Source organism: Nocardia otitidiscaviarum NBRC 14405, from assembly GCF_000308635.1.
GTDB lineage: Bacteria > Actinomycetota > Actinomycetes > Mycobacteriales > Mycobacteriaceae > Nocardia > Nocardia otitidiscaviarum.
The window spans coordinates 22,009-44,677 of sequence record NZ_BAGD01000105.1 but is presented as its reverse complement, the minus strand read 5'-3'; the positions used below and the strand labels follow the sequence as shown (position 1 = coordinate 44,677).

The window sequence follows — 22,669 nt, the reverse complement described above, 5'->3', positions numbered from 1 at the left end:
TGTTGCTTATGGTCGCGGCCTGTCTCGGGGTCGCCACCGGGTGCACCGCGAATCCGCCGCCGCCCATCGAGAGCACCGACAGTCCCAAGACGACGCCGGCCAAGCCGAGCAATACGTCGGTGGTGGTGGCCATCGACGACATCGGGCTCGGGTTCAATCCGCATCTGCGGGCGCATCAGTCGCCGGCCGCCTCGGCGGTGGCGTCCATGGTGCTGCCCAGTCCGCTGCGGCCGGTGCCGAGTCCGACGCTGCCGGGGGCGACCGACTGGGTGCTGGACGAGGCGCTGATGGTGGCGGCGGATGTGACGGCGCAGGAGCCGTTCACCATCACCTATCAGATCCGCAACGAGGCGTCCTGGTCCGACGGTGCGCCCATCGCCGCCGAGGACTTCCGGTACCTGTGGCAGCAGATGATCACCCAGCCGGGTGTGGTGGACTCCGCGGGCTATCGGCTCATCTCCGAGGTGAGCTCGTCGGCGGGCGGCAAGACGGTGACCGTCACCATGCGGGAGCCGTATCCGGCCTGGCGGCAGCTGTTCTCGAACCTGCTGCCCTCGCATCTGGTGAAGGACTCCGGATTCGAGACCGGGCTCACCGACACCATCCGCATCTCGGGCGGGCACTTCCGTATCAAGCAGACCGATCGCGGCCGCGAGGAGATCCTGCTGGAGCGCAACGACCGGTACTGGGGTACGCCCGCGGTGCCGGACCAGATCCTGTTGCGGCGCGGCGGAACTCCGGCGCAGGTCGCCGAATCGCTGCGCACCGCGGACGCGCAGATGGCGTTGGTGCGCGGCGGGGTCTCGCTACAGGCGCAGTTGGCCGCCATCCCCTCGGTGCGCACCGCCACCAATCTGCAATCGCGGGAGATGGAACTGGTGCTCAACGGCCGCACCGGCGACCTGGCCGACCCGCGGGTGCGCAAGGCGGTGCTGGGCCTGCTCGATCCGGTGCTGCTCGCCACCGTCGGCGCGCAGACCGGAAGCTGGGTGGAACCGGTACGGGCGCAGGTGCTTTCGCCGTCGGATCCCGGCTACGCGCCCACCGCGCCGCCGCGCATCAGTCCGGAGGAGGCGTTCGCGCTGCTGGGTGAGGCCGGGTTCGGGCGCGCACCGGAACCGCCGCCCAATGCCTCGCCGACATCGCCCGCGCCGCAGCCGCGCCCGGTGGCCAAGGACGGCGAGACGTTGAGCGTGCGGATCGGCGCGGTGGAGGGCGACGAGGCCACGCTCGCCGTCGCCAATACCGCCGCCGACCAATTGCGCAGCGCCGGAATCGATGCCACGGTGCGCAGCGTCGCGGCGGACCAGCTGTACGGACCGGAACTGGTCGACGGCGGCATCGACGCCATCGTCGGCTGGGAGCGCGCCGGGGACGATCCGGCCACCGTGCTGGCCTCCCGCTACGGCTGCCCGCCCCCGGAAACCCCCGAGACCGACGGCGCGGACGCCCGCGCCGAGGCGGCCCGCAACGCACCGGCCAATCTGTCCGGTGTCTGCGATCCCACCCTGCAACCCGCCATCGACGCGGCGCTGCGCGGCATGGACACCCCGCAGGTGATCGCCGACGCCGAACCCAAGCTGTGGGAGCTGGCCACGGTGCTGCCGATCGTGCAGGACACGCAGGTGGCGGCGTCCGGCCCGCGAGTGGACGGCGCGTCGCTGAGCGGCGCCATCCAGACCGGCATCTTCGGGGACGCGGCGAACTGGCGGCGGCTGCCGTGAGCGGGTACGCCACGGGCGGACTGCTGCTGGTGCACGCCCATCCCGACGACGAATCCATCACCACCGGCGGAACCATCGCCCACTACCGCCGACTCGGCGTGCCGGTGACCGTGGTGACCTGCACGCTCGGCGAAGAGGGTGAGGTCATCGGGGAGCGGTGGGCGCGGCTGATCGCCGACCAGGCGGATCAGCTGGGCGGCTACCGGATCTCCGAATTGGCCAGGGCGCTGGCGGAATTGGACGCCGGGCCGCCGCATTTCCTCGGCGGGGCGGGCCGCTGGCGGGATTCCGGAATGGCGGGGACACCCGCGGCCCGGCATCCGCGGGCCTTCGTGAACTCCGGTGCCGAGGCGGTCGAGGCGCTGGTGGCGGTGCTGCTGGAGCTGCGGCCGCGGGTGGTGGTCGGCTACGACCCGCGCGGCGGGTACGGGCATCCGGATCACATTCGGGCGCACGAGATCACCATGGCCGCGGTGGACGCCGTGGCCGGACGCGGCTGGGACGTGCCCAAAACCTATTGGACCGTCACCGATGCCGAGGTGCTGCGCATGCACACCGAGGCGCTCAAGCGGCGCACGGTGGATCAGCTGCCCGGCGCGCTGCCGAGCGGCTGGCGGCTGCCGCACGACGGCGAACTGGCCTGCGTGCCCGGCGAATCCGTCACCACCACGGTGGATGTGGCGCATGTGCTGTCCGCCAAGCGGGCCGCACTGCGGGCGCACGCCACCCAGGTGACCGTGGCGCCCTCGGGCCGGGAGTTCGCGCTCTCCAACGACATCGCGCAGCCGGTGCTGCCGGAGGAGCACTACATTCTGGTGCGCGGTCGGCGCGGTGACTCCGGTCCGGACGGTCGTGAGCACGACCTGTTCGCGGGTTTGCCCGACATGCTCGATCCGCGTCCGAGCCGAATGGGAGACTGATCGCCATGTACAACTGGAGTATCCAGAACATGATCGCCGCCTTCGTGGAGAGTCAGAAGCCCCACTTCGAGGCGCAGCACGACCTGTATCTCCACGCGCTGCACACCTTCGTCGACATGCAGAGCCACCTGTTGGAACTGCTCGGCTTCCCGCCGGTGCCGTGACCGCGGCGCTCGGTACCGCCCCGCGCCTCGGATCGCTGTCACAGCGGAACTGGTTCACCGGCGTCATCGCGGCCCTGCTGGTGCTCGACGGCGTCGTCACCCTGGTGCTGGAGGCGCTGTTCCTGCCCATCTATCTGGGCCACGCCGACGTGGCGGCGGCCCAGCCGACGACGGCGCAGGCGGCGGCACTGGCCGCCGATCTCACCGCGGGCTCCATACCCTTCCCGATCACCGCGCTCATCGCGGCGGTCGTGAACGTGCTACTGCTCAAAGGCATGTCGACGATCACCGACCGGCTCGGCGTGATCGCCCTGCCACTGACCGCCTGGACCCTGTCCTACCTGCTGCTCACCTTCGGCGGCCCCGGCGGCGACGTGCTGTTCATCAACGACTGGCCCACCCTGGCCCTGCTGGTCTGCGGCCTGCTGCCCGCCGGCCTGTACCTGTACTACCTGGCCAACCTCCGCGCGATCGGCCCGGCTCGGCCGAACTGACCGACCCGTCGGGGGTGCGGCCGCTCGACGAACGAGGCCGTGTTCCGCGAGTTCGCTCGCGCGAGAGCCGTCAGCGGTGGTGCACCGAGGTCGGCAGCACCCGCGTCACTCGCATCCGGTCGGCGTCGAAGGTCGTCGTCTGGGGTTCCTGGCCGTCCGCTACGACAATGCTGATCGTGTCGCCGACGCCGAACGACACATGCGCCGGGCAGGGGCCCGCGAACGGCTGCGACACAAGGGTCTGCCTGCTCAATATCCAGCCGCGCTCCCGAAGCATGACTCGACATGAGGGGTCTATACCCCCGACCGACTCCATGGCGGCTTCGAATCGCCCATCCGGACTCATTTCGACGGCCACGACCTTGTTGTCGTCGAACAACATCGCCACGACCATCGCGATACCCCAGAAAAGCAGCGTCAGCGAGGCCAGGATGGAAACGAGTGTGGCCCGTATCCACATGCGGCGCGGAGCGGGCCTCGAGGCGGCGTCGAACCCGAGGGCGATCAGCGCCGCCGTCCAACATGCGGGCAGAGCCCACGTCGGGATCCAGCCGAACCGATAGTAGCGATCCGACAGGTTCAACGCGGCAGCCGCCGCGATTCCCGCCACCAGCAGTACGAGGGCTGCGAGCAGCCACCATCGGCGCCGTTCACTCACTTCCACCTCGCCCGTCACCGCTCGCCCAAGCGGCCCGGGGTGACGGCTTCGATCAGCGCCCAGGCGCGGTCGATGGGGATGTCGAGGACCTGATAGCGCTTCTTGCCCGCGGCGGTGGCGGCGGTGATGGTGGCCAGGCCGACGCGGCGCTGGAACCAGCTCTGGGTGACCGTCCAGCCGATGATGCCGGGGGCCTCCAGGCAGTCGCGGTCGCGGTCCAGCGAACCGCTGCGGGTGATGAGCCAGGTGGGGTTGTCCGCGGCGGCGGGAATGACGGTGTGGCCAAGCCCGCGGTAGCGGTCCCAGGCCAGCGCCACCGCGAGAACGGCGGCCAGCGCCAACAGGATCCAGCACCACGGCGGCAGCGGGCGCACCGCGACGGTGTAGACCGCCATGGCCGCGGCGGCGACCAGCACCGGGCTCAGCGCGCGGGTGTAGCGGCGGCGGCGGGCGGCGGGGCCGTGCGGGACCAGCGTGACCGTGCTGGGCGCGGATTCGCCGAGCAGATGGGCGAGGGTGCGGTCCACGGCGGCGCGGGGCGCTTGGGGCAGGATCCTCTGGCGGGGATCGGTGCCGGTCATGACCGCCTCGAGTTCCGCGGCGCCCGCCAGGCGCAGCAGTAGCGGCTCGTTCACGGTGGCACCGCGCAGGCGGGCCAGGTCCAGGGTGATCTGGCGGGTGGTGAACAGGCCGTGGCGAATATGCAGGGTGGTGCCGTTGTCGAGCACCTTCAGGCCGAAATAGGTTGCCAGGTATCGCCCGCTGGCGGCCAGGCTGACCACCGCGATCAGGGCTAGGGCCAGTCCGACGACCACCGCCGTCAGAAACCACAGCCCGCGGTCGTCCAGGCTGTCGACCGTGTCCGAATCGACAGTCACTCGGGCGAAACCGAATTGGAAGGCCAGGCCGACCACGGGTGCGATGAGCGCGAAACCGGTGAGCGACAAGGGCGCGTAACGCACCCACTCCGGTCGCCAGTGCGCGATCTCGACACCCGTCTCGCGGTCGGCCGCCGGACCGTCGTCCTCGGCCCCCGGAACCCGCTGTGGTGCGGTGGTTTTCGCCGTGTGCGCGAGCAGTTCGGCGCGCAGACCCGGCACCAGCCGGGCGTCCAGGGAATCGAGTTTGAAGCCCTCGCCGCGCTCCGCCTGCTGCCCGGTGCCGATCTGCAGGACGGCCAGGCCCAGGATGCGGTGCAGCACATCGGCTTCGATGTCCACCGAGCGGATGCGCGAGCGCGGCACCGCGAGCTTCTTGCGTTCGAGCAGGCCGGTGCGCAGCTCCACATTGTCCGGACCGATGCGGTAGGTGGTGGTGAACCAGCGGGTGACGGCGACGCCGACGATGAAGGTCAGCGCCAGCATCGCCCACATCGGGTTCTCGCTCTGCGCGCTGCCGATCACCGACGCGATCAGCACCGGGATGTACTTCACGGTCTCGGTGATGGGGTGCACCAGCAGCATGCGCTTGTCCAGGCGCTGCCACGGGGTTTCGAGCGGGGGAGCCACCATGCCGGACTCGGCCGTGCTCGCCGGAGCCGCGCTGTGCTCGGTCGTGCGGTCTGCCGCGCTGTGCTCGGTCGTGCCGTCCGTTCGCTCACTCATGTCGCGTCCCCGCGATGTCTGGCCGCGATCTCGGTCAGCTTCTCCACCGTCTCCTCGGCGACGGGCAGGTCGAGCGCGTCGATGGTGACCGCGCCCGCCGAGGACGCCGTGGTGACCGTGACCGTGGCCAGTCCGAGCAGCCGCTCCAGCGGTCCGCGCTGGGTGTCCACCGTCTGGATGCGGGTGATCGGCGCGACCCGGCTCTCCTGTGTCAACCACCCGGTACGGGTGTACACGGCCTCGTCGGTGATCTCCCAGCGGTGCACGGTGAACCGCCACAGCGGCACCACCGCGATATTGAAGCCGGCCGCGAGCACGATCACGATCAGCGCCGCCAGCTGCCAGCCCCGGCGGTCGGGATCGAGCACCGCCCACACGATCAGGCCGAGCAAGGGGAATACCCAGCTCAGGGCGGCTGTCAGAGACCACAGGAGTTTCGCACGCGGGCTGGGGCGCCATGCGGGGTCGGCCATGATGCCGCCGGTGCGCAGAGGCTGGGACATGCCTGCCATGCTTCCATGCCCGCACGCGACGGGGGTGGACATCTTTCCTTCGGCGGAATAGTGCGCCGCGGCACCCGGTTGTCCCCCCCGCATAGACACCCGAGTCGGACCACGCGGACGGATGGCGCATGATCGAGGACGTGACGGATCTACCGAACCCGAGTCTCCCCTCGGCACCGCAGGGCCCACCGGCCGCGGGACCCGGCGGTGCCGCAGGATCGTCCCCGGTGGCGCCGAGCGCCTCCGCCATGCGCCGGGCGCTGCGCCGCGCCCGGGACGGGGCGACGCTCAATCTCGACGAGGCCGTGGTGCTGCTGCACGCGCGCGACGCCGACCTCGATGATCTGTGCGCCACGGCGGCGCGGGTGCGGGACGTGGGGCTGCGCGACAGCGGGTACGCGGGCGACGTCCTGCCGATCACCTACTCGCGCAAGGTGTTCATTCCGCTCACTCGCCTGTGTCGGGACAAATGCCACTACTGCACGTTCGTGACCGTGCCGGGCAAGCTGCGGGCCGCGGGCCACGGCATGTACCTGGAACCCGACGAGGTGCTCGACATCGCCCGTCGCGGTGCCGAATTGGGCTGCAAGGAAGCGCTTTTCACCCTCGGTGACCGGCCGGAGGAGCGCTGGTCGGAGGCGCGGCAGTGGCTGGACGAACGCGGCTACGACTCCACGCTGGACTATGTGCGCGCCATGTCCATCCGGGTGCTCGAGGAGACCGGCCTGCTGCCGCACCTCAATCCCGGCGTGATGTCCTGGGCGGAGCTGTCGCGGCTCAAGCCGGTCGCACCGTCCATGGGCATGATGCTGGAGACCACCTCCACCCGCCTGTTCACCGAGAAGGGGCAGGCGCACTACGGCAGCCCGGACAAGGATCCGGCGGTGCGGCTGCGCGCGCTCACCGACGCGGGTCGGCTGTCGGTGCCGTTCACCACCGGCATTCTGGTGGGCATCGGCGAGAACCTGACCGAGCGGGCCGAATCGATTCTGGCGATCCGCAAGGCGCACAAGGCGTTCGGGCATGTGCAGGAGGTGATCGTGCAGAACTTCCTGGCCAAGTCGGATACCGCCATGCGCGATACCCCCGATGCCGACCTCCAGGAGTTCCGGGCCACCATCGCCGTGACCCGCATTCTGCTCGGCCCCAAGATGCGGGTGCAGGCGCCGCCGAATCTGGTCTCGCTCGACGAATGCCGGGCGCTGCTGGCCGCCGGGGTGGACGACTGGGGCGGGGTGTCGCCGCTGACCCCCGATCACGTGAATCCGGAGCGGCCGTGGCCGAATCTGGAGGTGCTGGCGCAGGTCACCGCCGATGCCGGATATGTGCTCACCGAGCGCGTCACCGCCCATCCCAAGTATGTGCTGGCGGGGCATCCGTGGATCGATCCGCGGGTGTCGGCCCATGTGGCGGCGCTGGCCGATCCGGCGACCGGGCTGGCGCGCCCCGACACCAAACCGACGGGGCTGCCGTGGCAGGAACCCGACCACGACTGGGAGTCGGTCGGGCGCATCGACCTCAATACCGCCATCGACTCCGAGGGCCGCAATACCGAATCCCGCAGTGACTCCGCGCTTTCCGACGACGGGCTGGGCGCGTTCGGCGACTGGGAGACCATTCGCGAGCAGGTGCACGAGCTGGCCGCCGCCGCGCCGGAGCGCTTCGACGCCGATGTGATGGCGGCGCTGCGGGCGGCCGAGCGCGATCCGGCGGGGTTGACCGACGACCAGTACCTGGCGCTGGCCACGGCCGACGGCGCGGCGCTGGAGGCGGTCACCGCCTTCGCCGATCAGTTGCGCCGCGACACCGTCGGCGACGACGTCACCTACATCGTCAACCGCAATATCAACTTCACCAATATCTGCTACACCGGGTGCCGGTTCTGCGCCTTCGCCCAGCGCAAGGGTGACGCCGACGCGTTCACGCTGAGTTCGGAGGAGGTCGCCGACCGCGCCTGGGAGGCGTGGGTCGAGGGCGCGACCGAGATCTGCATGCAGGGCGGCATCGATCCGGAGCTGCCGGTCACCGGATACGCGGATCTGGTGCGCGCCATCAAGAACCGGGTGCCGGAGATGCATGTGCACGCCTTCAGCCCCATGGAGGTGGTCAACGGTGCCTCGCGCGGCGGGCAGAGCATCCACGACTGGCTCTCGGCGCTGAAAGAGGCCGGGCTGGACACGATTCCGGGTACGGCCGCCGAGATCCTGGACGACGAGGTGCGCTGGATTCTCACCAAGGGCAAACTGCCCACCTCGGCCTGGATCGAGGTGATCACCACCGCGCACCGGCTGGGCATCCGCTCCAGCTCCACCATGATGTACGGGCACGTGGACAATCCGAAGCACTGGGTCGGCCACCTGCGGGTGCTGCGCGGAATCCAGGACGAGACCGGTGGTTTCACCGAATTCGTGCTGCTGCCCTTCGTGCACCAGAGCGCACCGCTGTACCTGGCCGGTGCCTCGCGTCCCGGCCCCACGGTGCGTGACAACCGCGCCGCCCACGCCCTGGCCCGCATCATGCTGCACGGCCGCATCGCCAATATCCAGACCAGCTGGGTGAAGCTCGGTATCACGGGCACCCAGCTGATGCTGAACGGCGGCGCGAACGACCTGGGCGGCACCCTCATGGAGGAGACAATCTCGCGCATGGCCGGTTCCGAACACGGCTCGGCCAAGACGGTGGCGGAACTGACCGAGATCGCGACGGGTATCGGCCGCCCGGTGCGCCAGCGCACCACCACCTACGGCACCCCGCCGCGCCGCACCCCGGTCTCCCTGCCGGTGAGCTGAGCTGACTCCGGCGGGCGGCCCGAGCCGTGCCCCGGCGGCGCACGAGACCGGGCGGTGTCGGCTTCGGGTCACGCCGTGACGAGTGTGGTCCGGTCCCGGTACCGCAGCTGTACCGCGACCGCCACCCCGACCGTGGTGAGGGCCGCGCCGATGAGCGGGAGCGCTCGCAGGCCCGGGCCGTCGGCGATGACCCAGCCGCCGACACGTCCGGCGAGGGCGGCCGCCACCTGGAAGGCGGCCGCGTTGACGGCGACGCCGAGGGTCGGTGCGGCGGCGGAGGCCGCGACCACGCGCGCCTGCATGCCCGGGATGATCGCGAATCCCAGTGCGCCCAGGGCGAAGACGAGAACGGCGGCGGCCACGGCGACCTCGCCGACCGCCCAGAACAGCGCCAGGGTCGCGGACAGGGCGAGCAGCAGGCCGATGAGGGCGGGCAGCAGGGCCCGGTCGGCCAGGCGTCCGCCGACGTGGTTGCCGACGATCGCGCCCGCGCCGTAGACGAGCAGCAGCGCGGGCACGGCCGCCGCGGTGAGGCCGGCGACATCGGTCAGCAGCGGCGCGATGTAGGTGAAGACCATGACCACGCCCAGATTGCCCGCCGCCGTGAGCGCGATGGCCAGCAGCAGTCCGCGATCGCCGAGGACGCGCAGCTCACCGAGCACGGATCCGGTGGTGGCCGCGGGCAGGTCGGTGACGAAACGCGCGACCGCCAGCAGTCCCAGCGCGGCGCACGCCGCCACCACCACGAACGTGGTTCGCCAGCCGAAGTGCTGACCGACGAGCGTGCCGAGCGGACTGCCCAGCACGATGCCGAGATTCATGCCCAGCGCCACCCGCGCGACGGCCGATGCCTCCCGGCCCGGCGGCGCCAGCCGCACCGCCGTCGCGATGGCGATGGCGAAGAACGTGGCCACGACCAGACCGGCGGCGAAGCGGGTGGCCAGCAGCAGCGCATAGCCGGGTGCCAGGGCGGACGCCAGATTCGCCAGTACCGCGAACGCGATGAGGCCGAGGATCAGCGGTCGGCGCGGTAGGCGCGCGGTGAGGGTCGTGACCACCGGTCCGCCGACGATCATGCCCAGGGCGTAGGCGCTGACCAGCAGTCCCGCCGACGACACCGGTACGGCGAGGTCCGCCGCCACCTCCGGAAGGATCCCGGCGATCACGAATTCGCCGGTGGTGAGCCCGAATACGACAAGTGTGAGGGAGAGAACAGGAAGTTTCACGGACGCTCCAAGTAGTTACAACTCGAATGATTCGAACTAGAACTATCACAGTTCGAATGAACGCCGCTAGACTCGGCGGCATGGGTGGGCGAGACGCCGACGTGACTCGGGAAATCGACCGTGACGTGTGCAAACTCGTGCACTCGTTCACTCGTCGGCTCGATGTGCACGTGCGCCGCGCGGCGGAGGACCTCGGGCTGACCCCCACGCAGGTGATCGCGCTGCGGGAGCTGTCCGAACCCGTCACCGCGCGCGAACTGGCCGTTCGTATGTCGTGCGAGCCGTCGAATGTGACCTTCGTAGTGGATAGGCTGGAGGCGCAAGGATTGGTCGAGCGCACCCCGCACCCGACCGACAGGCGAGCCAAACGACTCGAGCTCACCGCCGCCGGGCAGCGCAGCCGGGATGCGGTGTTGACGCGACTGGCGAGCGGATCGCCACTGACCAGGCTCGGTGTCGCGCAGCAGCGGGAACTGCGAGAACTGCTGCGGCTGCTGGTGGCATCGGAGGACCCGTGACGAGTGTGGCCGCGCCGGTCGGCTCACCGAGGTCGGTGGGATAGCATTCGCCCCGAGTTAGGGCAGGCTGGCCAGTAGTAATGTTGGGGCGCCGGGATACTGTTTCGCGGGCGGAGTATCCCGCATGTGAGGACAGACTAGGAGAGCGGCAGTGCCGTACATCATCGCTGAACCGTGCGTTGACGTGAAGGACAAGGCGTGCATCGAGGAATGCCCCGTGGACTGCATCTACGAGGGCGGCCGCATGCTGTACATCCAACCGGACGAGTGCGTGGACTGTGGTGCATGTGAACCGGTGTGCCCGGTGGAGGCGATCTTCTACGAGGACGACACCCCGGATCAGTGGAGCGGTTACGTCAACGCCAATGTCGAGTTCTTCGACGATCTCGGCTCGCCCGGTGGCGCGACCAAGGTCGGCAAGGTCGACTACGACCCGCCGTTCATCGCCGCGCTACCGCCGATGGCCAGCGAGTAGGCAGCAGGTTTGAGCGCGCGTGGCCGGGTCAGCTCGCTGCTGCCCGATTTTCCCTGGGACACCATCTCTTCCGCCAAGGCTCGGGCCGCCGAGCATCCCGGCGGCATCGTCGACCTGTCGGTGGGCACGCCCGTCGATCCGGTGGATCCACTGATCCGTGCGGCGCTGTCCTCGGTGGCGGAGATACCGGGTTATCCGACCACGCACGGCACCTCCGAATTGCGCACGGCCGCCGTGGAGGCGATGAAGCGGCGGTTCGGCATCACGGGCGTCGGCCCGGCCGCCGTGCTGCCCGTCATCGGCACCAAGGAGCTGATCGCCGGACTGCCGCGCATGCTCGGGCTGGGCGCGGCGGATCTGGTGGTGATTCCGGAGGTCGCGTACCCCACCTACGAGGTGGGCGCGCTGCTGTCCGGAACCCGAATCCTGCGCGCGGACGGCGTGACTCGGCTCGGCCCGGAAGCGCCCGCCCTGATCTACGTGAACTCGCCGTCGAATCCGACCGGCAAGGTGCTCGGGGTCGAGCATCTGCGCAAGGTGGTGGAGTTCGCGCGGGAACGCGGCGCGATCGTGGCCTCGGACGAGTGCTATCTGGGACTGGCCTGGGAGGGGCGGGCGGTGTCCATCCTCGATCCCGAGGTGTGCGACGGCGACCACACCGGCCTGCTGGCCATCCACTCGCTGTCCAAGACGTCGAATCTGGCCAGCTACCGCGCCGGGTACGTGACCGGTGATCCGGACCTGGTGGCGGAACTGCTGGAGGTGCGCAAGCACTCCGGCATGATGCTGCCCTTCCCGATCCAGGCCGCCATGACGGCCGCGCTGGCCGACGACGAGCACGAGGCGCGGCAGCGGGAGCGCTACCGGGTGCGCCGCGAGGTGCTGCGAAAGGCTTTGGTGGAGGCGGGATTCCGCATCGACCATTCGGAGGCCGGGCTGTACCTGTGGTGCACGCGCGGGGAGCCGTGCCGGGTCACCCTGGATCGGCTGGCCGAGCGCGGCATCCTGGCCGCCCCGGGCGAGTTCTACGGTCCGCTGGGCGCCGAACATGTGCGCATCGCGCTGACCGCGACCGATGAGCGCATCGCGGCCGCCGCGGCACGTCTCGCCGAATAGCGGTTTGGTCGTCTGACCAGCCGATTTCCTCCGGTGTCGAGCGGCGTGATAGCGTCTTCCACGCAGTCGGCCCGCGGGTCGGTGCGAGTAAGGCCCTGTGGCGCAGTTGGTTAGCGCGCCGCCCTGTCACGGCGGAGGTCGCGGGTTCGAGTCCCGTCAGGGTCGCAAGGATTGATTCCAGCGGTGAACATTCTGTTCACCCCGCCCTTTTCACTCCATGATCGAAAGATTTCCGGCGTGTCCGGAATATCCCGCGCGGTCGCGTTTCTCATCGCTATAACAGGTTCCCATCTACGACTCGATGAGGAGCCTGGGTTTGTCTGTTCGCACCTATGAAATGCCTGTTGGTGGCCGGTTCGGGCGGGGGGTGAGCAGGCGCGGGTTTCTAGCTGCAACGGGTTTCACTGTTGCCGCCGCGCTGGTGGGGAGGTCCATGACACGGGCGCTGGCCGCACCGCTGGCGGACGGGGAGACGATCCCCGCACTCGTCATCGGCAGCGGATACGGGGGAGCGGTGGCCGCGCTGCGGCTGGCGCAGGCGGGGGTGGAGACCACCGTGGTCGAAATGGGGAAGTCCTGGGATACGCCCGGATCCGACGGCAAGATCTTCTGCCCGGTGCTGAAACCCGACGGCCGCTCGTACTGGCTGCGGGACCGCACCGACCAGCCCATCGGTTACTTCGTCGGCGGCGACTACAACAAGGACATCGAAAGGTACACCGGCGTCCTGGATTCCGAGCACTTCGGCGGCATCCGCGTCTACCAGGGCCGGGGCGTGGGCGGCGGCTCCCTGGTCAACGGCGGTATGGCGGTGACGCCCCGGCGGGAGCACTTCGCCGACATCCTGCCCTCGGTGAACGCCGATGAGATGTACAACGTCTACTACCCGCGCGCCAACAGCGGCCTGGGCGTGAACCACATCGACGAGAACTGGTTCGAGTCCGCCGAGTGCTACCAGTTCGCGCGGGTGGGCCGCAAACACGCGGAGCGCTCCGGCTTCGGCTGGACCTTCGTGCCCAACGTCTACGACTTCGGCTACATGAAGAAGGAGCAGGCGGGCACCGTCACCCGCTCCGCCCTGGACGGCGAGGTCATCTACGGCAACAACCACGGCAAGCGGTCGCTGGACAAGACGTATCTGGCCGCCGCCACCGGCACCGGCAAGGTCCGCATCACACCCCTGCACGTGGTGACCGCGGTATCCCCGACCGAGGGCGGCTACCGGGTGGAGATGAACCAGATCAACACCTCCGGCGCGACCGTGGCGACCAAAGCCGTTGTGGCGCAGAAGGTGTTCTTCGCGGCGGGCAGTATCGGCACCTCGAAGCTGCTGGTCGCCATGAAGGCGCAGGGCAAGCTGCCCGACCTGCCCGACACCGTCGGCAAGAAGTGGGGCAACAACGGCAATGTCATGGTGGGCCGAGCCAACCACATGTGGGACGGCACCGGGAAACTGCAATCCAGCATGCCGTGCCTGGGCATCGACAACTGGGCCGACACCGGCGGCCCGGCCTTCGCGGAGGTCGCGCCGTTCCCGGCCGGGCTGGAGACCTATGTGAGCCTCTACCTCGCCATCACCAAGAATCCCAACCGGGCGCAGTTCACCTTCAATTCCGGTACCGGGAAGGTCGACCTGAACTGGCAGACCTCGCAGAACCAGTACTCCATCGACGCCGCCAAACGCATCTTCGACAAGATCAACAAAAAGGAGGGGACGATCTACCGGACCGACCTCTTCGGCGTGTACAAGACCTGGGGTGACGATCTCACCTACCACCCGCTGGGCGGCTGCGTGCTCGACGAGGCCACCGACAATTACGGCCGCCTGCCCGGCTACACCGGCCTCTACGTCATCGACGGGTCGTTGATACCCGGCAATACCAGCGTGAATCCGTTCGTCACCATTACCGCACTGGCCGAACGCAATATCGAGAACATCGTGGCGAACGACCTGTGAGTCGGCGGCGTCCGTAGCCGGGTACGCGTTAGCCTGGGATATGGACGCTGTCACGGTTGTCCCCCTTCCCGGTAACGAACCGGTGCACTCCTACGCGCCGGGAAGCCGGGAACGCGCGCTGCTGCGTGATCGACTCTCCGAACTCTCCGCCGAGACGGTGGACGTGCCGCTGGTGATCGGCGGCAAACACCAGCCCGGCGGCGGCGAGCGGCACCACATCGTGATGCCGCATCGACACCGGCACGTGCTGGGGACCTACACGAATACCACCCACGACGAGGCCAGGACCGCCGTCGAAGCCGCGACGGCCGCGGCGGCGGACTGGCGGGCGCTGCCCTTCGACGAACGGGCGGCCGTCCTGCTGCGGGCCGCCGACCTGCTGGCCGGGCCGTGGCGGGAGACGGTCGCCGCCGCCACCATGCTGGGCCAGTCCAAGACCGCGCAGCAGGCGGAGATCGACGCACCCTGCGAACTCGTGGACTTCTGGCGCTTCAATGTGGCCTTCGCCCGCGGGATTCTCGAGCAGCAGCCGCAGTCCTCGGCGGGAGTCTGGAACCGCATGGACTACCGGCCGCTGGAGGGGTTCGTCTACGCCGTCACCCCCTTCAACTTCACCGCCATCGCCGGCAATCTGCCCACCGCACCGGCACTGATGGGCAATACGGTGGTGTGGAAACCGTCGCCCACCCAGACGCTGTCGGCCTACTACGTGATGAAACTGCTGGAAGCCGCCGGGATGCCGCCGGGGGTCATCAATATGGTCACCGGTGACGGGGTGCGGCTGTCGGAGGTGGCGCTGACCGATCCGCGCCTGGCCGGGATCCACTTCACCGGCTCCACCCGCACCTTCCAGTACCTGTGGCAGCAGGTGGGCGCGAATATCGGCAACTACCGCGGCTATCCGCGCCTGGTGGGCGAGACCGGCGGCAAGGACTTCATCGTCGCGCACGCCTCCGCCGACCCGGACGCGTTGCGCACCGGGCTGATTCGCGGAGCCTACGAATACCAGGGGCAGAAGTGCTCGGCGGCCTCACGCGCCTACATCGCCGCATCGGTGTGGCAGCGCATGGGGGACGAGTTCCTCGCCGAGGTCGAAGGGCTCAGCTACGGTGACGTGGCCGATCTATCGAATTTCGGTGGGGCCGTGATCGATCGGCGCGCCTACGACAAGAGCGTCGCGGCCATCGAGCGGGCGCGGGAGCGCGGGGTCACCATCGCCGCCGGTGGCACCTACGACGACAGCGAGGGGTACTTCATCCGGCCGACGGTGCTGCTCACCGACGATCCGACCGATGAAGCCTTCAGCACCGAGTTCTTCGGTCCCATCCTCGCGGTGTACGTCTACGACGACCGCAATCCGGACGCCTACGCCGATGTGCTCGCCGAGGTCGATTCCGCCGCGCCCTACGCGCTCACCGGAGCCGTCTTCGCCACCGACCGCCAGGCCGTCGACCAGGCCTCGGCCGCACTGCGATTCGCGGCGGGCAACTTCTACGTCAACGACAAGCCCACCGGTGCGGTGGTCGGTCAGCAGCCTTTCGGCGGGGCCCGCGCCTCCGGGACCGACGACAAGGCCGGGTCCTATCTCAATCTGCTGCGCTGGGTCGCGCCGCGTTCGCTCAAGGAGACCTTCGTTCCGCCAACGGATTACCGCTACCCGCACATGGAGGCGTGATGAATCCCCTGCGCCCGGTCATCCTCGCCGCGGCCGGATCGGATCGGCTGCGGCGGGCGATCGCCTCGGCTCCCGTCACCTCCGGGGTGGTGCGGCGGTTCGTGGCGGGGGAGACGCGCGCGGAACTCGCTCCGGTGGTGCGCGCACTGCTCGCCGACGGACGCGCCGTCAGCGTGGATTTCCTCGGCGAGTACACCACCGAGCGGGCCATGGCGGATACGGCGGTGGCCGAATACGTGGCGCTCATCGACGATCTGTCCGCCCTGGGCGGCGGGCAGGAAACCGCACCGCGCGTGGAGGTTTCGGTGAAGCTCTCGGCATTGGGGCAGTCGCTGGGGCAGGACGGCCCGGCCATCGCCATCGAGAATCTGCACAAGCTGTGCGGGAAGGCCGAGGAATCGCGGGTGTGGGTGACCGTGGACGCCGAGGACCACACCACCACCGAGGAGACCCTGGAGGCGGTACGTCAGCTGCGCGAGGAGTTTCCGTGGCTGGCGGTCGCGGTGCAGACCTATCTGCGGGCGGCGGAGGGACGCTGCCGGGAGCTGGCGGCGGCGGGGGCGCGCATCCGCCTGTGCAAGGGCGCGTACCAGGAACCCGCGACGGTCGCGTACCAGAAGCGTGCCGAGGTGGACGCCTCCTACCTGGAATGCCTGGACGTGCTCATGCGCGGCGACGGCTACCCCATGGTGGCCTCGCACGATCCGGCCATGATCGCGGCCGCGCTCACCGAGGCCGCCGAATACGGCCGGGGCGCGGGGGATTTCGAGTTCCAGATGCTGTACGGGATTCGCGACGCCGAACAGCGTCGCCTGGTCGAACAGGGGCACACCGTGCGCGTGTACGTGCCCTACGGCGGGCAGTGGTACGGCTACCTGATGCGGCGGCTCGCCGAGCGGCCCGCCAACCTGGGCTTCTTCCTACGGGCGCTGGCCGAACGGAACTGATCGGCGGTTGCGTCGATTTCGGGAACGACGCTGCCGGGCGGCGTCGAACCGGAGGTCCTCGGTCGGTGAGCTAAGGCCCGAGAGCCGTCGAGCTTGCCGCCGAGAGCCGTTGCGCCTGTGGCCGAGAGTTGTTGCGCGTGTGGCCGAGGGGCGGTCGCAGTGCGGCCGGGTACCGGTGCGTACGCGAGTCGGTCTGGACCGGAGCGGGTGGAGGTGCGGCCGTAGGGGCCTGTCGGCGCGGAATCGGCGAAAGCTCGCACGGGCAGCGCGCCGAATGATCGGGCGGGCGGGAGTGTCAGCTTTCCCGCCCGCCCGGCAACCGCAGGCCCCTTATGCCCTAGACCAGCGGTCGACCCAGTCGCCGCCGGATGCGCATATCGGCGAGGTAGAAGTTGAACGGGAACAGGCGCAGCGGGACCGGCAGGCGGGTCCACACCGTGGCGATGGCGCGCAGCATGGCGCCGAAGACGCGCTCGTCGCGGGCGGTCCAGGTCATGTGCATCTGATCGCGCAGGTGCTGGGGCAGCAGAGCCGTCACGATGAAGCGGTGCAGGCGGCCGAAGACCAGTTGGAGCGGGCGCGGCAGCATCTTCAGGTCGGTGAGGTCGTTGAAGTAGCGCCGGGTGGGCTCGTCGATGGTGTGCGTGGGCAGGGTCGCGTCCCAGTAGGCGTAGAACTCCTCGCGGGTGGCGGGCCACATCTCCGGGCGCATCTGCAAGGTGGTGCCCAGGCGGGCGCAGTACCGGTAGAACGACTCCGCCACATCGGGTTTCATGGGGCCACGCATGCGGTGGTAGAGGTCGTCCACACCCCAGTAGAGGCAGGCCGCGACCCATAGTTGGAGTTTCGGATCGAAGGCGTTGTACTTCACCGGGCTGGTCGGCTTGGTGCGGATGGTGCGGTGCGAGCCGTTGACGGCCTCGCGGTAGTCCGCGCGGTCGCGGTCGTCGCCGAGCCAGGCGACGGCGAGGTAGGTGAGCGTGGTGCGCAGTCGCTTGATCGGGTGCACGGTGATCGCGCCGCTGTGCACATCGCTCTCCATGACGCCGTAGGCGACCGGCTTCAGCGACAGCTGCATGATCACGTTGGCGGCGCCGCCGAGGAAGGCCGCCACGCCGTCGATGTGCTCCCGCACTGTTTCCGGGGTGAACGATTCGGGTATATCGACCGGTTGGTACTCCGATTTGCGCAGAGGGGCGGTCATCGTTGACTCGTCTCCTTGTCCTCGCTCCCCACCTCGCAGTCGCGCCGTGGAGAGAGTATGAGAATTATCTCCTCGCACCTTCTCACTCCGGGCGGGTGGTGTCAATGTGCGATGATTTGTGTGTCATCGTTTCGCCGCACCGAGAGGGGATCGGGTACATGGCCAAACTGGCCAAACTGCTGCCGTTGGTGCGCGGATCGGGGCCCGAGGACCGCAATCAGGCCACCGTGCTCGATGCCGCCCTGCTGGCCTTCCTGGACTTCGGCATCAAGCGCACCAGCATGGTCGAGGTGGCGCGGCGCGGCGGACTGTCGCTGGCCACCCTGTACCGGCGCTTCGCCGGCAAGAACGACCTCATCCAGGCCGTCGGGCTGCGGCAGACCCGGCAGTTCATCGACTCCGTGGACGCCGCCATCGCCAGCGAGATCGAGCGCGACGCCAGCGCCGAGGATCAGATCGTCGCGCTGTTCACCGCTTTCATCGAAGGTCTGCGCGGCAACAAGCTGCTGGTGCGGCTGCTCAGTACCGAGCCGGAGATGGTGCTGCCGTATCTCACCGTGCAGGGCGCGCCGGTGATCGAACTCGGCCGCGACTACCTGGCCGAGTTCATCACCCGCTTGCAGTCGGAAGGCAAACTGCCGCACTACGATCCGATGCCGCTGGCCGAGATGATCGCGCGCACCGCCCTGTCCATGGCGCTGACCCCGCAAACCGTCATCCCGCTCGACGAGCCCGAGAAGCTGCGCGAATTCGCCGTCGAGCACGTGGTTCCCGGGTTCCGGCTGATCTGAGGGGATATCCGGCCTGCTCAGACGAGCCGCAGTCCCAGGCGGCGGCGCACGCGCATATCCGTCAGATAGAGATTGAGCGGGAAGGTGCGCACGGCCGTGGGCAGGTGGTCCTCGACCCGACCCAGCGTGCGCAGCATGCGGGCCAGCACCCGGTCCTGGCGCGGCGACCAGGTCATCCCCATTTCGTCCCGCAGATGCTGGGGCAGCAGGCCGGTGACGAAGAAGCGGTGGGTCGGCCCGAAGGCCAGCTGGAATGGGCGCGGCAGCATCTTCAGGTCGATCAGATCGTCGAAGTAGGCGTGCACCGTCGGATCGATGGCGGCGCGGGCCAGATTCTCGGCCCAGTAGCGGTCGAAGTCCGCACGCGTCGGCGGCCACATCTCCGGGCGCATCTGGAGCGTGGTGCCCAGCCGGGCCGAGTAGTGGTAGAAGGCGTCGGCGGTGGTGTCGTCCATGGGGCCGTGCATGCGCTGGTAGAGATCCCGCGCGCCCCAGTAGAGGCAGGCCGCCACCCAGAGCTGAAGTTTCGGATCGAAGGCGTTGTACTTCACCGGGCTACCCGGGCGGGAGCGGACGTGGCGGTGCGAGGTGTCCACGGCGGCGCGGTAGGCGGCCCGCTCGTCCTCGCTGCCCAGCATGGCCACGGCGAGGTAGGTGACGGTGGTGCGCAGTCGCTTCACCGGATGCTTGAAGACATTGCCGCTGTCGACCGGACTCTCCACCACGCCGTAGCCGACCGGTGGTTGGGACAGCTGCATGATCACATTGGCCGCTCCGCCGAGCAGGCCCGCGGCCCCGTCGACGAACTGCCGGATATCGATCGGCGGCAGGTCCGGTTCGTGCGTGGGCAGGCGCAGGGGACTGGTCATCGTTGACCCCGTTCTCGATGAGAAGGTTATACACATACTTTCTTACCCGCTCAGGGGAGTGTCAACCGTTCCGGCCGAATCGTGACGACCTCGATCCGGGCAGTACCGTTGGCGGCGTGTCGTATGGGTCGCCGCTGCTGCTGAGCTCGTTGAATCCCGCCGCCGTCGCCGCCGGGGACGATATTCCCGATGCCGTCACCATCGACGGCGTGACGCTGTCGCGCGGCGATCTGCTGGGCGCGGCCACCTCCGTCGCCGAACGGGTGGCACGGGCGCAGCGGGTGGCCGTGCTGGCCGAGCCGACCGTCACCACCGTGCTGGCCGTGGTCGGCTGCCTCATCGCCGGGGTCACCGTGGTGCCGGTGCCGCCCGACGCGGGCAGCGCCGAACTGGCGCACATCCTGACCGATTCGGGGGCGCAGGCGTGGCTGGGGAAGGCTCCCGAAGGCAGCACGCTGCCGGTGGTGCCGGTGCGCAAGCACGCCCGCTCCTGGCATACGTATGCCGAACCCGACCCCGGGGCAACGGCTTTCATCCTGTACACCTCCGGCACCACCGGCGCGCCCAAGGGTGTGATACTGAGCCGCCGGGCCGTCGCCGCCGGGCTGGACGCACTCGTCGAGGCGTGGGGGTGGACCGCGAACGACGTACTGGTGCACGGGCTTCCGCTGTTCCACGTACACGGGTTGATCCTGGGTGTGCTGGGGCCGCTGCGGGTGGGCAGCCCGCTGATCCACACCGGCAAGCCGACGCCCGAGGCGTACGCGCGAGCGCGGGGGACCATGTACTTCGGCGTTCCGACCGTGTGGTCGCGGGTGGTCGAAACGCCTGCCGCGGCTAGGGAACTGGCGTCCGCCCGGGTGCTGATCTCCGGGAGCGCCCCGCTGCCGGTGCCGGTGTTCGAGCGGCTGCGCGAACTCACCGGGCACGCGCCGATCGAGCGCTACGGCATGAGCGAAACCATGATCACCCTGTCCACCCGGCCGGACGGGGAGCGGCGGCCCGGATGGGTCGGCACCCCGGTCGCCGGTGTCGAGACACGACTGCGGGACGAGGCCGGGAACCCGGTGCCGCACGACGGGGAGAGTGTCGGCGGACTACAGGTGCGCGGGCCCATGCTGTTCGACGGCTACCTGAACCGGCCCGAGGCGACCGCCGCGAACTTCACCGCGGACGGCTGGTTCACCACCGGCGACGTGGCGGTCGTCGACGCCGCCGGATTCCATCGCATCGTGGGCCGGGAATCGGTGGACCTCATCAAATCCGGCGGCTACCGGATCGGGGCCGGAGAGATCGAGACCGCACTGCTCGGGCACCCCGCCGTGGCCGAAACCGCCGTGGTGGGAGTGCCCGACGACGATCTCGGGCAGCGGATCGTCGCCTTCGTGGTGCTGCGTGACGGCGACTCCGCGGCCATCGAGCAGCGGCTCATCGACCATGTGGCGGGCGAACTCTCGGTGCACAAGCGCCCGCGCGAGATCCGCGTGGTCGCATCCCTGCCGCGCAATGCCATGGGCAAGGTGCAGAAGAAGCTGCTGCTGTGACATGAGGCGCGGGGTTGACCTCGAGCCCGCTCGAGGTTCTACCGTCACACCCATGGTCGCAACGCTCACCCCCGCCCAGATCGACTATCTCCGCAGCCAACGACTCGGCCGCCTGGCCACCATCCGTCCCGACGGCTCCCCGCAGAACAATCCGGTGGGCTACCGCTACGACGAGATCCTCGGCGTGATCGACATCGGCGGCTACCGCATGGGCGCCACCCAGAAGTTCCGCAACCTCGACAAGGAGCAGCGGGTGTCCTTCGTGGTCGACGACATCAAGTCGGTGGATCCGTGGGAGGTGCGGTGCCTCGAAATCCGAGGTACCGCCGTCGCGTTGCGCGATGTGGAACCCTACGCCGACGGGATGTCGCGCGAACTCATCCGCATCACCCCCGAGCGCGTGCTGGCCTTCGGCATCGACTGAGCGGGTTCCGAGCGGTCGTGCTGTCTCGAATACGACAGTGCCCCCACGGTTCTCACCGCGGGGGCACCGGTCGATCGCGGATCAGTCGTTGGCGTGCAGGGCGGCGTTGAGTTCGATGCCGGTGCCCTTGCGGGGCACCACCTCGACCGCGCCGGAGACGGAGTTGCGACGGAACAGCAGGTTGGACTTGCCGCTCAGGTCGGCGGCCTTGACGGTGCCGCCGTCCGGGAGGGTGACCTTGGTGCCGGCGGTGACGTAGAGGCCCGCCTCCACCACGCAGTCGTCGCCGAGGGAGATACCGATACCGGCGTTCGCGCCGAGCAGGCAGCGCTCGCCCAGCGAGATGACCTGCTTGCCGCCGCCGGACAGGGTGCCCATGATGGACGCGCCGCCACCGACGTCGGAGCCGTCGCCCACCACCACACCGGCGGAGATGCGGCCCTCGACCATGGAGTTGCCGAGGGTGCCCGCATTGAAGTTCACGAAGCCCTCGTGCATGACCGTGGTGCCGGAGGCCAGATGCGCGCCCAGGCGGACGCGGTCGGCGTCGGCGATGCGCACCCCGGAGGGGACCACGTAGTCGACCATGCGCGGGAACTTGTCCACGCCGTACACGGTGACCGGGCCGCGGGCGCGCAGGTTCAGGCGCACCAGCTCCAGCTCCTCCAGCGAGCAGGGGCCGTGGTTGGTCCACGCCACATTGGCCAGGTGGCCGAAGATGCCGTCCAGATTCAGGCCGTGCGGCTTGACCAGGCGATGCGAGAGCAGGTGCAGGCGCAGGTAGACGTCGTGGGTGTCGACCGGCGCGGCGGCCAGGTCGGCAATGCTGGTGCGCACCACGACCACCTCCACCCGGCGGGCCTCATCCGGGCCCGCGACCTGGGCGAACTTGGCGTACTCGACATCGGAGGCGTCCAGGCGCGCGGTGCCGGTCTCGGCGACCTCACCCAGCTCCGGGTACGGATACCAGGTATCCAGAACCGTCCCGTTGGCGGTGATGGTGGCGAGGCCGACTGCTGATGCTCCCTGAGTGCTCACGTCCCCAGAGGTTACCCGGCGGCAGCTGG

The 22,669-nt window shown here is 69.3% G+C and carries 21 protein-coding genes and 1 tRNA gene; 15 read left to right on the top strand and 7 right to left on the bottom strand.

The window, feature by feature from the left end:
- Positions 1 to 8 precede the first annotated feature (8 nt).
- Genes ON31_RS23735 through ON31_RS23725 form a run of 4 tightly spaced genes read left to right on the top strand, consistent with a single transcriptional unit; the run spans position 9 to position 3,302 of the window.
- On the top strand, positions 9 to 1,724 hold the full coding sequence (locus ON31_RS23735; RefSeq protein ID WP_051037669.1) for an ABC transporter family substrate-binding protein: 1,716 nt from the start codon (positions 9 to 11) through the stop codon (positions 1,722 to 1,724).
- Positions 1,721 to 2,644, top strand: coding sequence for an N-acetyl-1-D-myo-inositol-2-amino-2-deoxy-alpha-D-glucopyranoside deacetylase (gene mshB, locus ON31_RS23730; protein WP_051037665.1), 924 nt, complete (start codon positions 1,721 to 1,723; stop codon positions 2,642 to 2,644). The genes ON31_RS23735 and mshB overlap by 4 nt, the downstream gene beginning before the upstream one ends.
- A 5-nt stretch (positions 2,645 to 2,649) precedes the next feature.
- Positions 2,650 to 2,808 (top strand): hypothetical protein, encoded by a 159-nt coding sequence (locus tag ON31_RS37325; RefSeq protein WP_162836497.1) that lies wholly within the window; start codon positions 2,650 to 2,652, stop codon positions 2,806 to 2,808.
- A complete protein-coding gene (locus ON31_RS23725) occupies positions 2,805 to 3,302 on the top strand; it encodes a hypothetical protein (protein ID WP_051037664.1) in 498 nt (165 codons plus the stop codon). The genes ON31_RS37325 and ON31_RS23725 overlap by 4 nt, the downstream gene beginning before the upstream one ends.
- 70 nt (positions 3,303 to 3,372) lie before the next feature.
- On the opposite strand, the gene ON31_RS23720 is transcribed toward ON31_RS23725, so the two are convergent.
- From ON31_RS23720 to ON31_RS23710, 3 genes are read right to left on the bottom strand one after another with little or no spacing between them, the layout of a single operon-like run.
- On the bottom strand, positions 3,373 to 3,978 hold the full coding sequence (locus ON31_RS23720) for a hypothetical protein (RefSeq protein WP_039816962.1): 606 nt from the start codon (positions 3,976 to 3,978) through the stop codon (positions 3,373 to 3,375).
- Complete coding sequence (locus tag ON31_RS23715; RefSeq protein WP_306306425.1) at positions 3,975 to 5,564, bottom strand: PH domain-containing protein; 1,590 nt, start codon at positions 5,562 to 5,564, stop codon at positions 3,975 to 3,977. The genes ON31_RS23720 and ON31_RS23715 overlap by 4 nt, the downstream gene beginning before the upstream one ends.
- Complete coding sequence (locus ON31_RS23710) at positions 5,561 to 6,067, bottom strand: PH domain-containing protein (RefSeq protein WP_039816961.1); 507 nt, start codon at positions 6,065 to 6,067, stop codon at positions 5,561 to 5,563. Before ON31_RS23710 ends, ON31_RS23715 begins: the two co-directional genes overlap by 4 nt.
- 128 nt (positions 6,068 to 6,195) lie before the next feature.
- Here ON31_RS23710 and ON31_RS23705 point away from each other — a divergent pair, with 128 nt between their 5' ends.
- Positions 6,196 to 8,856 (top strand): bifunctional FO biosynthesis protein CofGH, encoded by a 2,661-nt coding sequence (locus ON31_RS23705; RefSeq protein WP_039816959.1) that lies wholly within the window; start codon positions 6,196 to 6,198, stop codon positions 8,854 to 8,856.
- 68 nt (positions 8,857 to 8,924) lie between these two features.
- On the opposite strand, the gene ON31_RS23700 is transcribed toward ON31_RS23705, so the two are convergent.
- Positions 8,925 to 10,082: an MFS transporter gene (locus tag ON31_RS23700; RefSeq protein ID WP_039816958.1), complete on the bottom strand. Its 1,158-nt coding sequence runs from the start codon at positions 10,080 to 10,082 to the stop codon at positions 8,925 to 8,927.
- A gap of 80 nt (positions 10,083 to 10,162) precedes the next feature.
- Between ON31_RS23700 and ON31_RS23695 the strand changes: the two genes are divergently transcribed.
- The 7 genes from ON31_RS23695 to ON31_RS23665 all read left to right on the top strand — a co-directional run bounded on the left by ON31_RS23695 (position 10,163) and on the right by ON31_RS23665 (position 16,770).
- Complete coding sequence (locus tag ON31_RS23695; protein ID WP_051037663.1) at positions 10,163 to 10,600, top strand: MarR family winged helix-turn-helix transcriptional regulator; 438 nt, start codon at positions 10,163 to 10,165, stop codon at positions 10,598 to 10,600.
- A gap of 151 nt (positions 10,601 to 10,751) precedes the next feature.
- Positions 10,752 to 11,075 (top strand): ferredoxin, encoded by a 324-nt coding sequence (fdxA, locus tag ON31_RS23690; RefSeq protein ID WP_029931437.1) that lies wholly within the window; start codon positions 10,752 to 10,754, stop codon positions 11,073 to 11,075.
- Between the two features lie 9 nt (positions 11,076 to 11,084).
- Positions 11,085 to 12,191 (top strand): succinyldiaminopimelate transaminase, encoded by a 1,107-nt coding sequence (gene dapC, locus ON31_RS23685; RefSeq protein ID WP_039816957.1) that lies wholly within the window; start codon positions 11,085 to 11,087, stop codon positions 12,189 to 12,191.
- Between the two features lie 91 nt (positions 12,192 to 12,282).
- A tRNA-Asp gene (locus ON31_RS23680) sits at positions 12,283 to 12,356 on the top strand.
- A 268-nt stretch (positions 12,357 to 12,624) separates the two neighbouring features.
- Positions 12,625 to 14,148: a GMC oxidoreductase gene (locus ON31_RS23675; RefSeq protein ID WP_255222230.1), complete on the top strand. Its 1,524-nt coding sequence runs from the start codon at positions 12,625 to 12,627 to the stop codon at positions 14,146 to 14,148.
- A gap of 40 nt (positions 14,149 to 14,188) precedes the next feature.
- Positions 14,189 to 15,823 carry an L-glutamate gamma-semialdehyde dehydrogenase gene (gene pruA, locus ON31_RS23670; RefSeq protein ID WP_039816954.1) on the top strand — a complete coding sequence of 545 codons (1,635 nt, stop codon included), beginning with the start codon at positions 14,189 to 14,191 and terminating at the stop codon, positions 15,821 to 15,823.
- Positions 15,823 to 16,770: a proline dehydrogenase family protein gene (locus tag ON31_RS23665; protein WP_029931441.1), complete on the top strand. Its 948-nt coding sequence runs from the start codon at positions 15,823 to 15,825 to the stop codon at positions 16,768 to 16,770. Before pruA ends, ON31_RS23665 begins: the two co-directional genes overlap by 1 nt.
- 337 nt (positions 16,771 to 17,107) lie before the next feature.
- On the opposite strand, the gene ON31_RS23660 is transcribed toward ON31_RS23665, so the two are convergent.
- Positions 17,108 to 17,974, bottom strand: coding sequence for an oxygenase MpaB family protein (locus ON31_RS23660; protein ID WP_039816953.1), 867 nt, complete (start codon positions 17,972 to 17,974; stop codon positions 17,108 to 17,110).
- Positions 17,975 to 18,132: 158 nt separating this feature from the next.
- Between ON31_RS23660 and ON31_RS23655 the strand changes: the two genes are divergently transcribed.
- On the top strand, positions 18,133 to 18,765 hold the full coding sequence (locus tag ON31_RS23655; protein WP_029931443.1) for a TetR/AcrR family transcriptional regulator: 633 nt from the start codon (positions 18,133 to 18,135) through the stop codon (positions 18,763 to 18,765).
- 17 nt (positions 18,766 to 18,782) lie between these two features.
- On the opposite strand, the gene ON31_RS23650 is transcribed toward ON31_RS23655, so the two are convergent.
- A complete protein-coding gene (locus ON31_RS23650; RefSeq protein WP_039816952.1) occupies positions 18,783 to 19,634 on the bottom strand; it encodes an oxygenase MpaB family protein in 852 nt (283 codons plus the stop codon).
- 134 nt (positions 19,635 to 19,768) lie between these two features.
- Here ON31_RS23650 and ON31_RS23645 point away from each other — a divergent pair, with 134 nt between their 5' ends.
- Both ON31_RS23645 and ON31_RS23640 read left to right on the top strand, forming a co-directional pair.
- Positions 19,769 to 21,178, top strand: a complete 1,410-nt coding sequence (locus tag ON31_RS23645) for an acyl-CoA synthetase (protein ID WP_039816982.1) — start codon at positions 19,769 to 19,771, stop codon at positions 21,176 to 21,178.
- Between the two features lie 52 nt (positions 21,179 to 21,230).
- Positions 21,231 to 21,602, top strand: a complete 372-nt coding sequence (locus ON31_RS23640) for a PPOX class F420-dependent oxidoreductase (RefSeq protein WP_039816950.1) — start codon at positions 21,231 to 21,233, stop codon at positions 21,600 to 21,602.
- Positions 21,603 to 21,683: 81 nt separating this feature from the next.
- Here the strand turns inward: ON31_RS23640 and dapD are convergent, their stop codons facing one another.
- On the bottom strand, positions 21,684 to 22,640 hold the full coding sequence (gene dapD / locus ON31_RS23635; protein WP_039816948.1) for a 2,3,4,5-tetrahydropyridine-2,6-dicarboxylate N-succinyltransferase: 957 nt from the start codon (positions 22,638 to 22,640) through the stop codon (positions 21,684 to 21,686).
- Positions 22,641 to 22,669 lie beyond the last annotated feature (29 nt).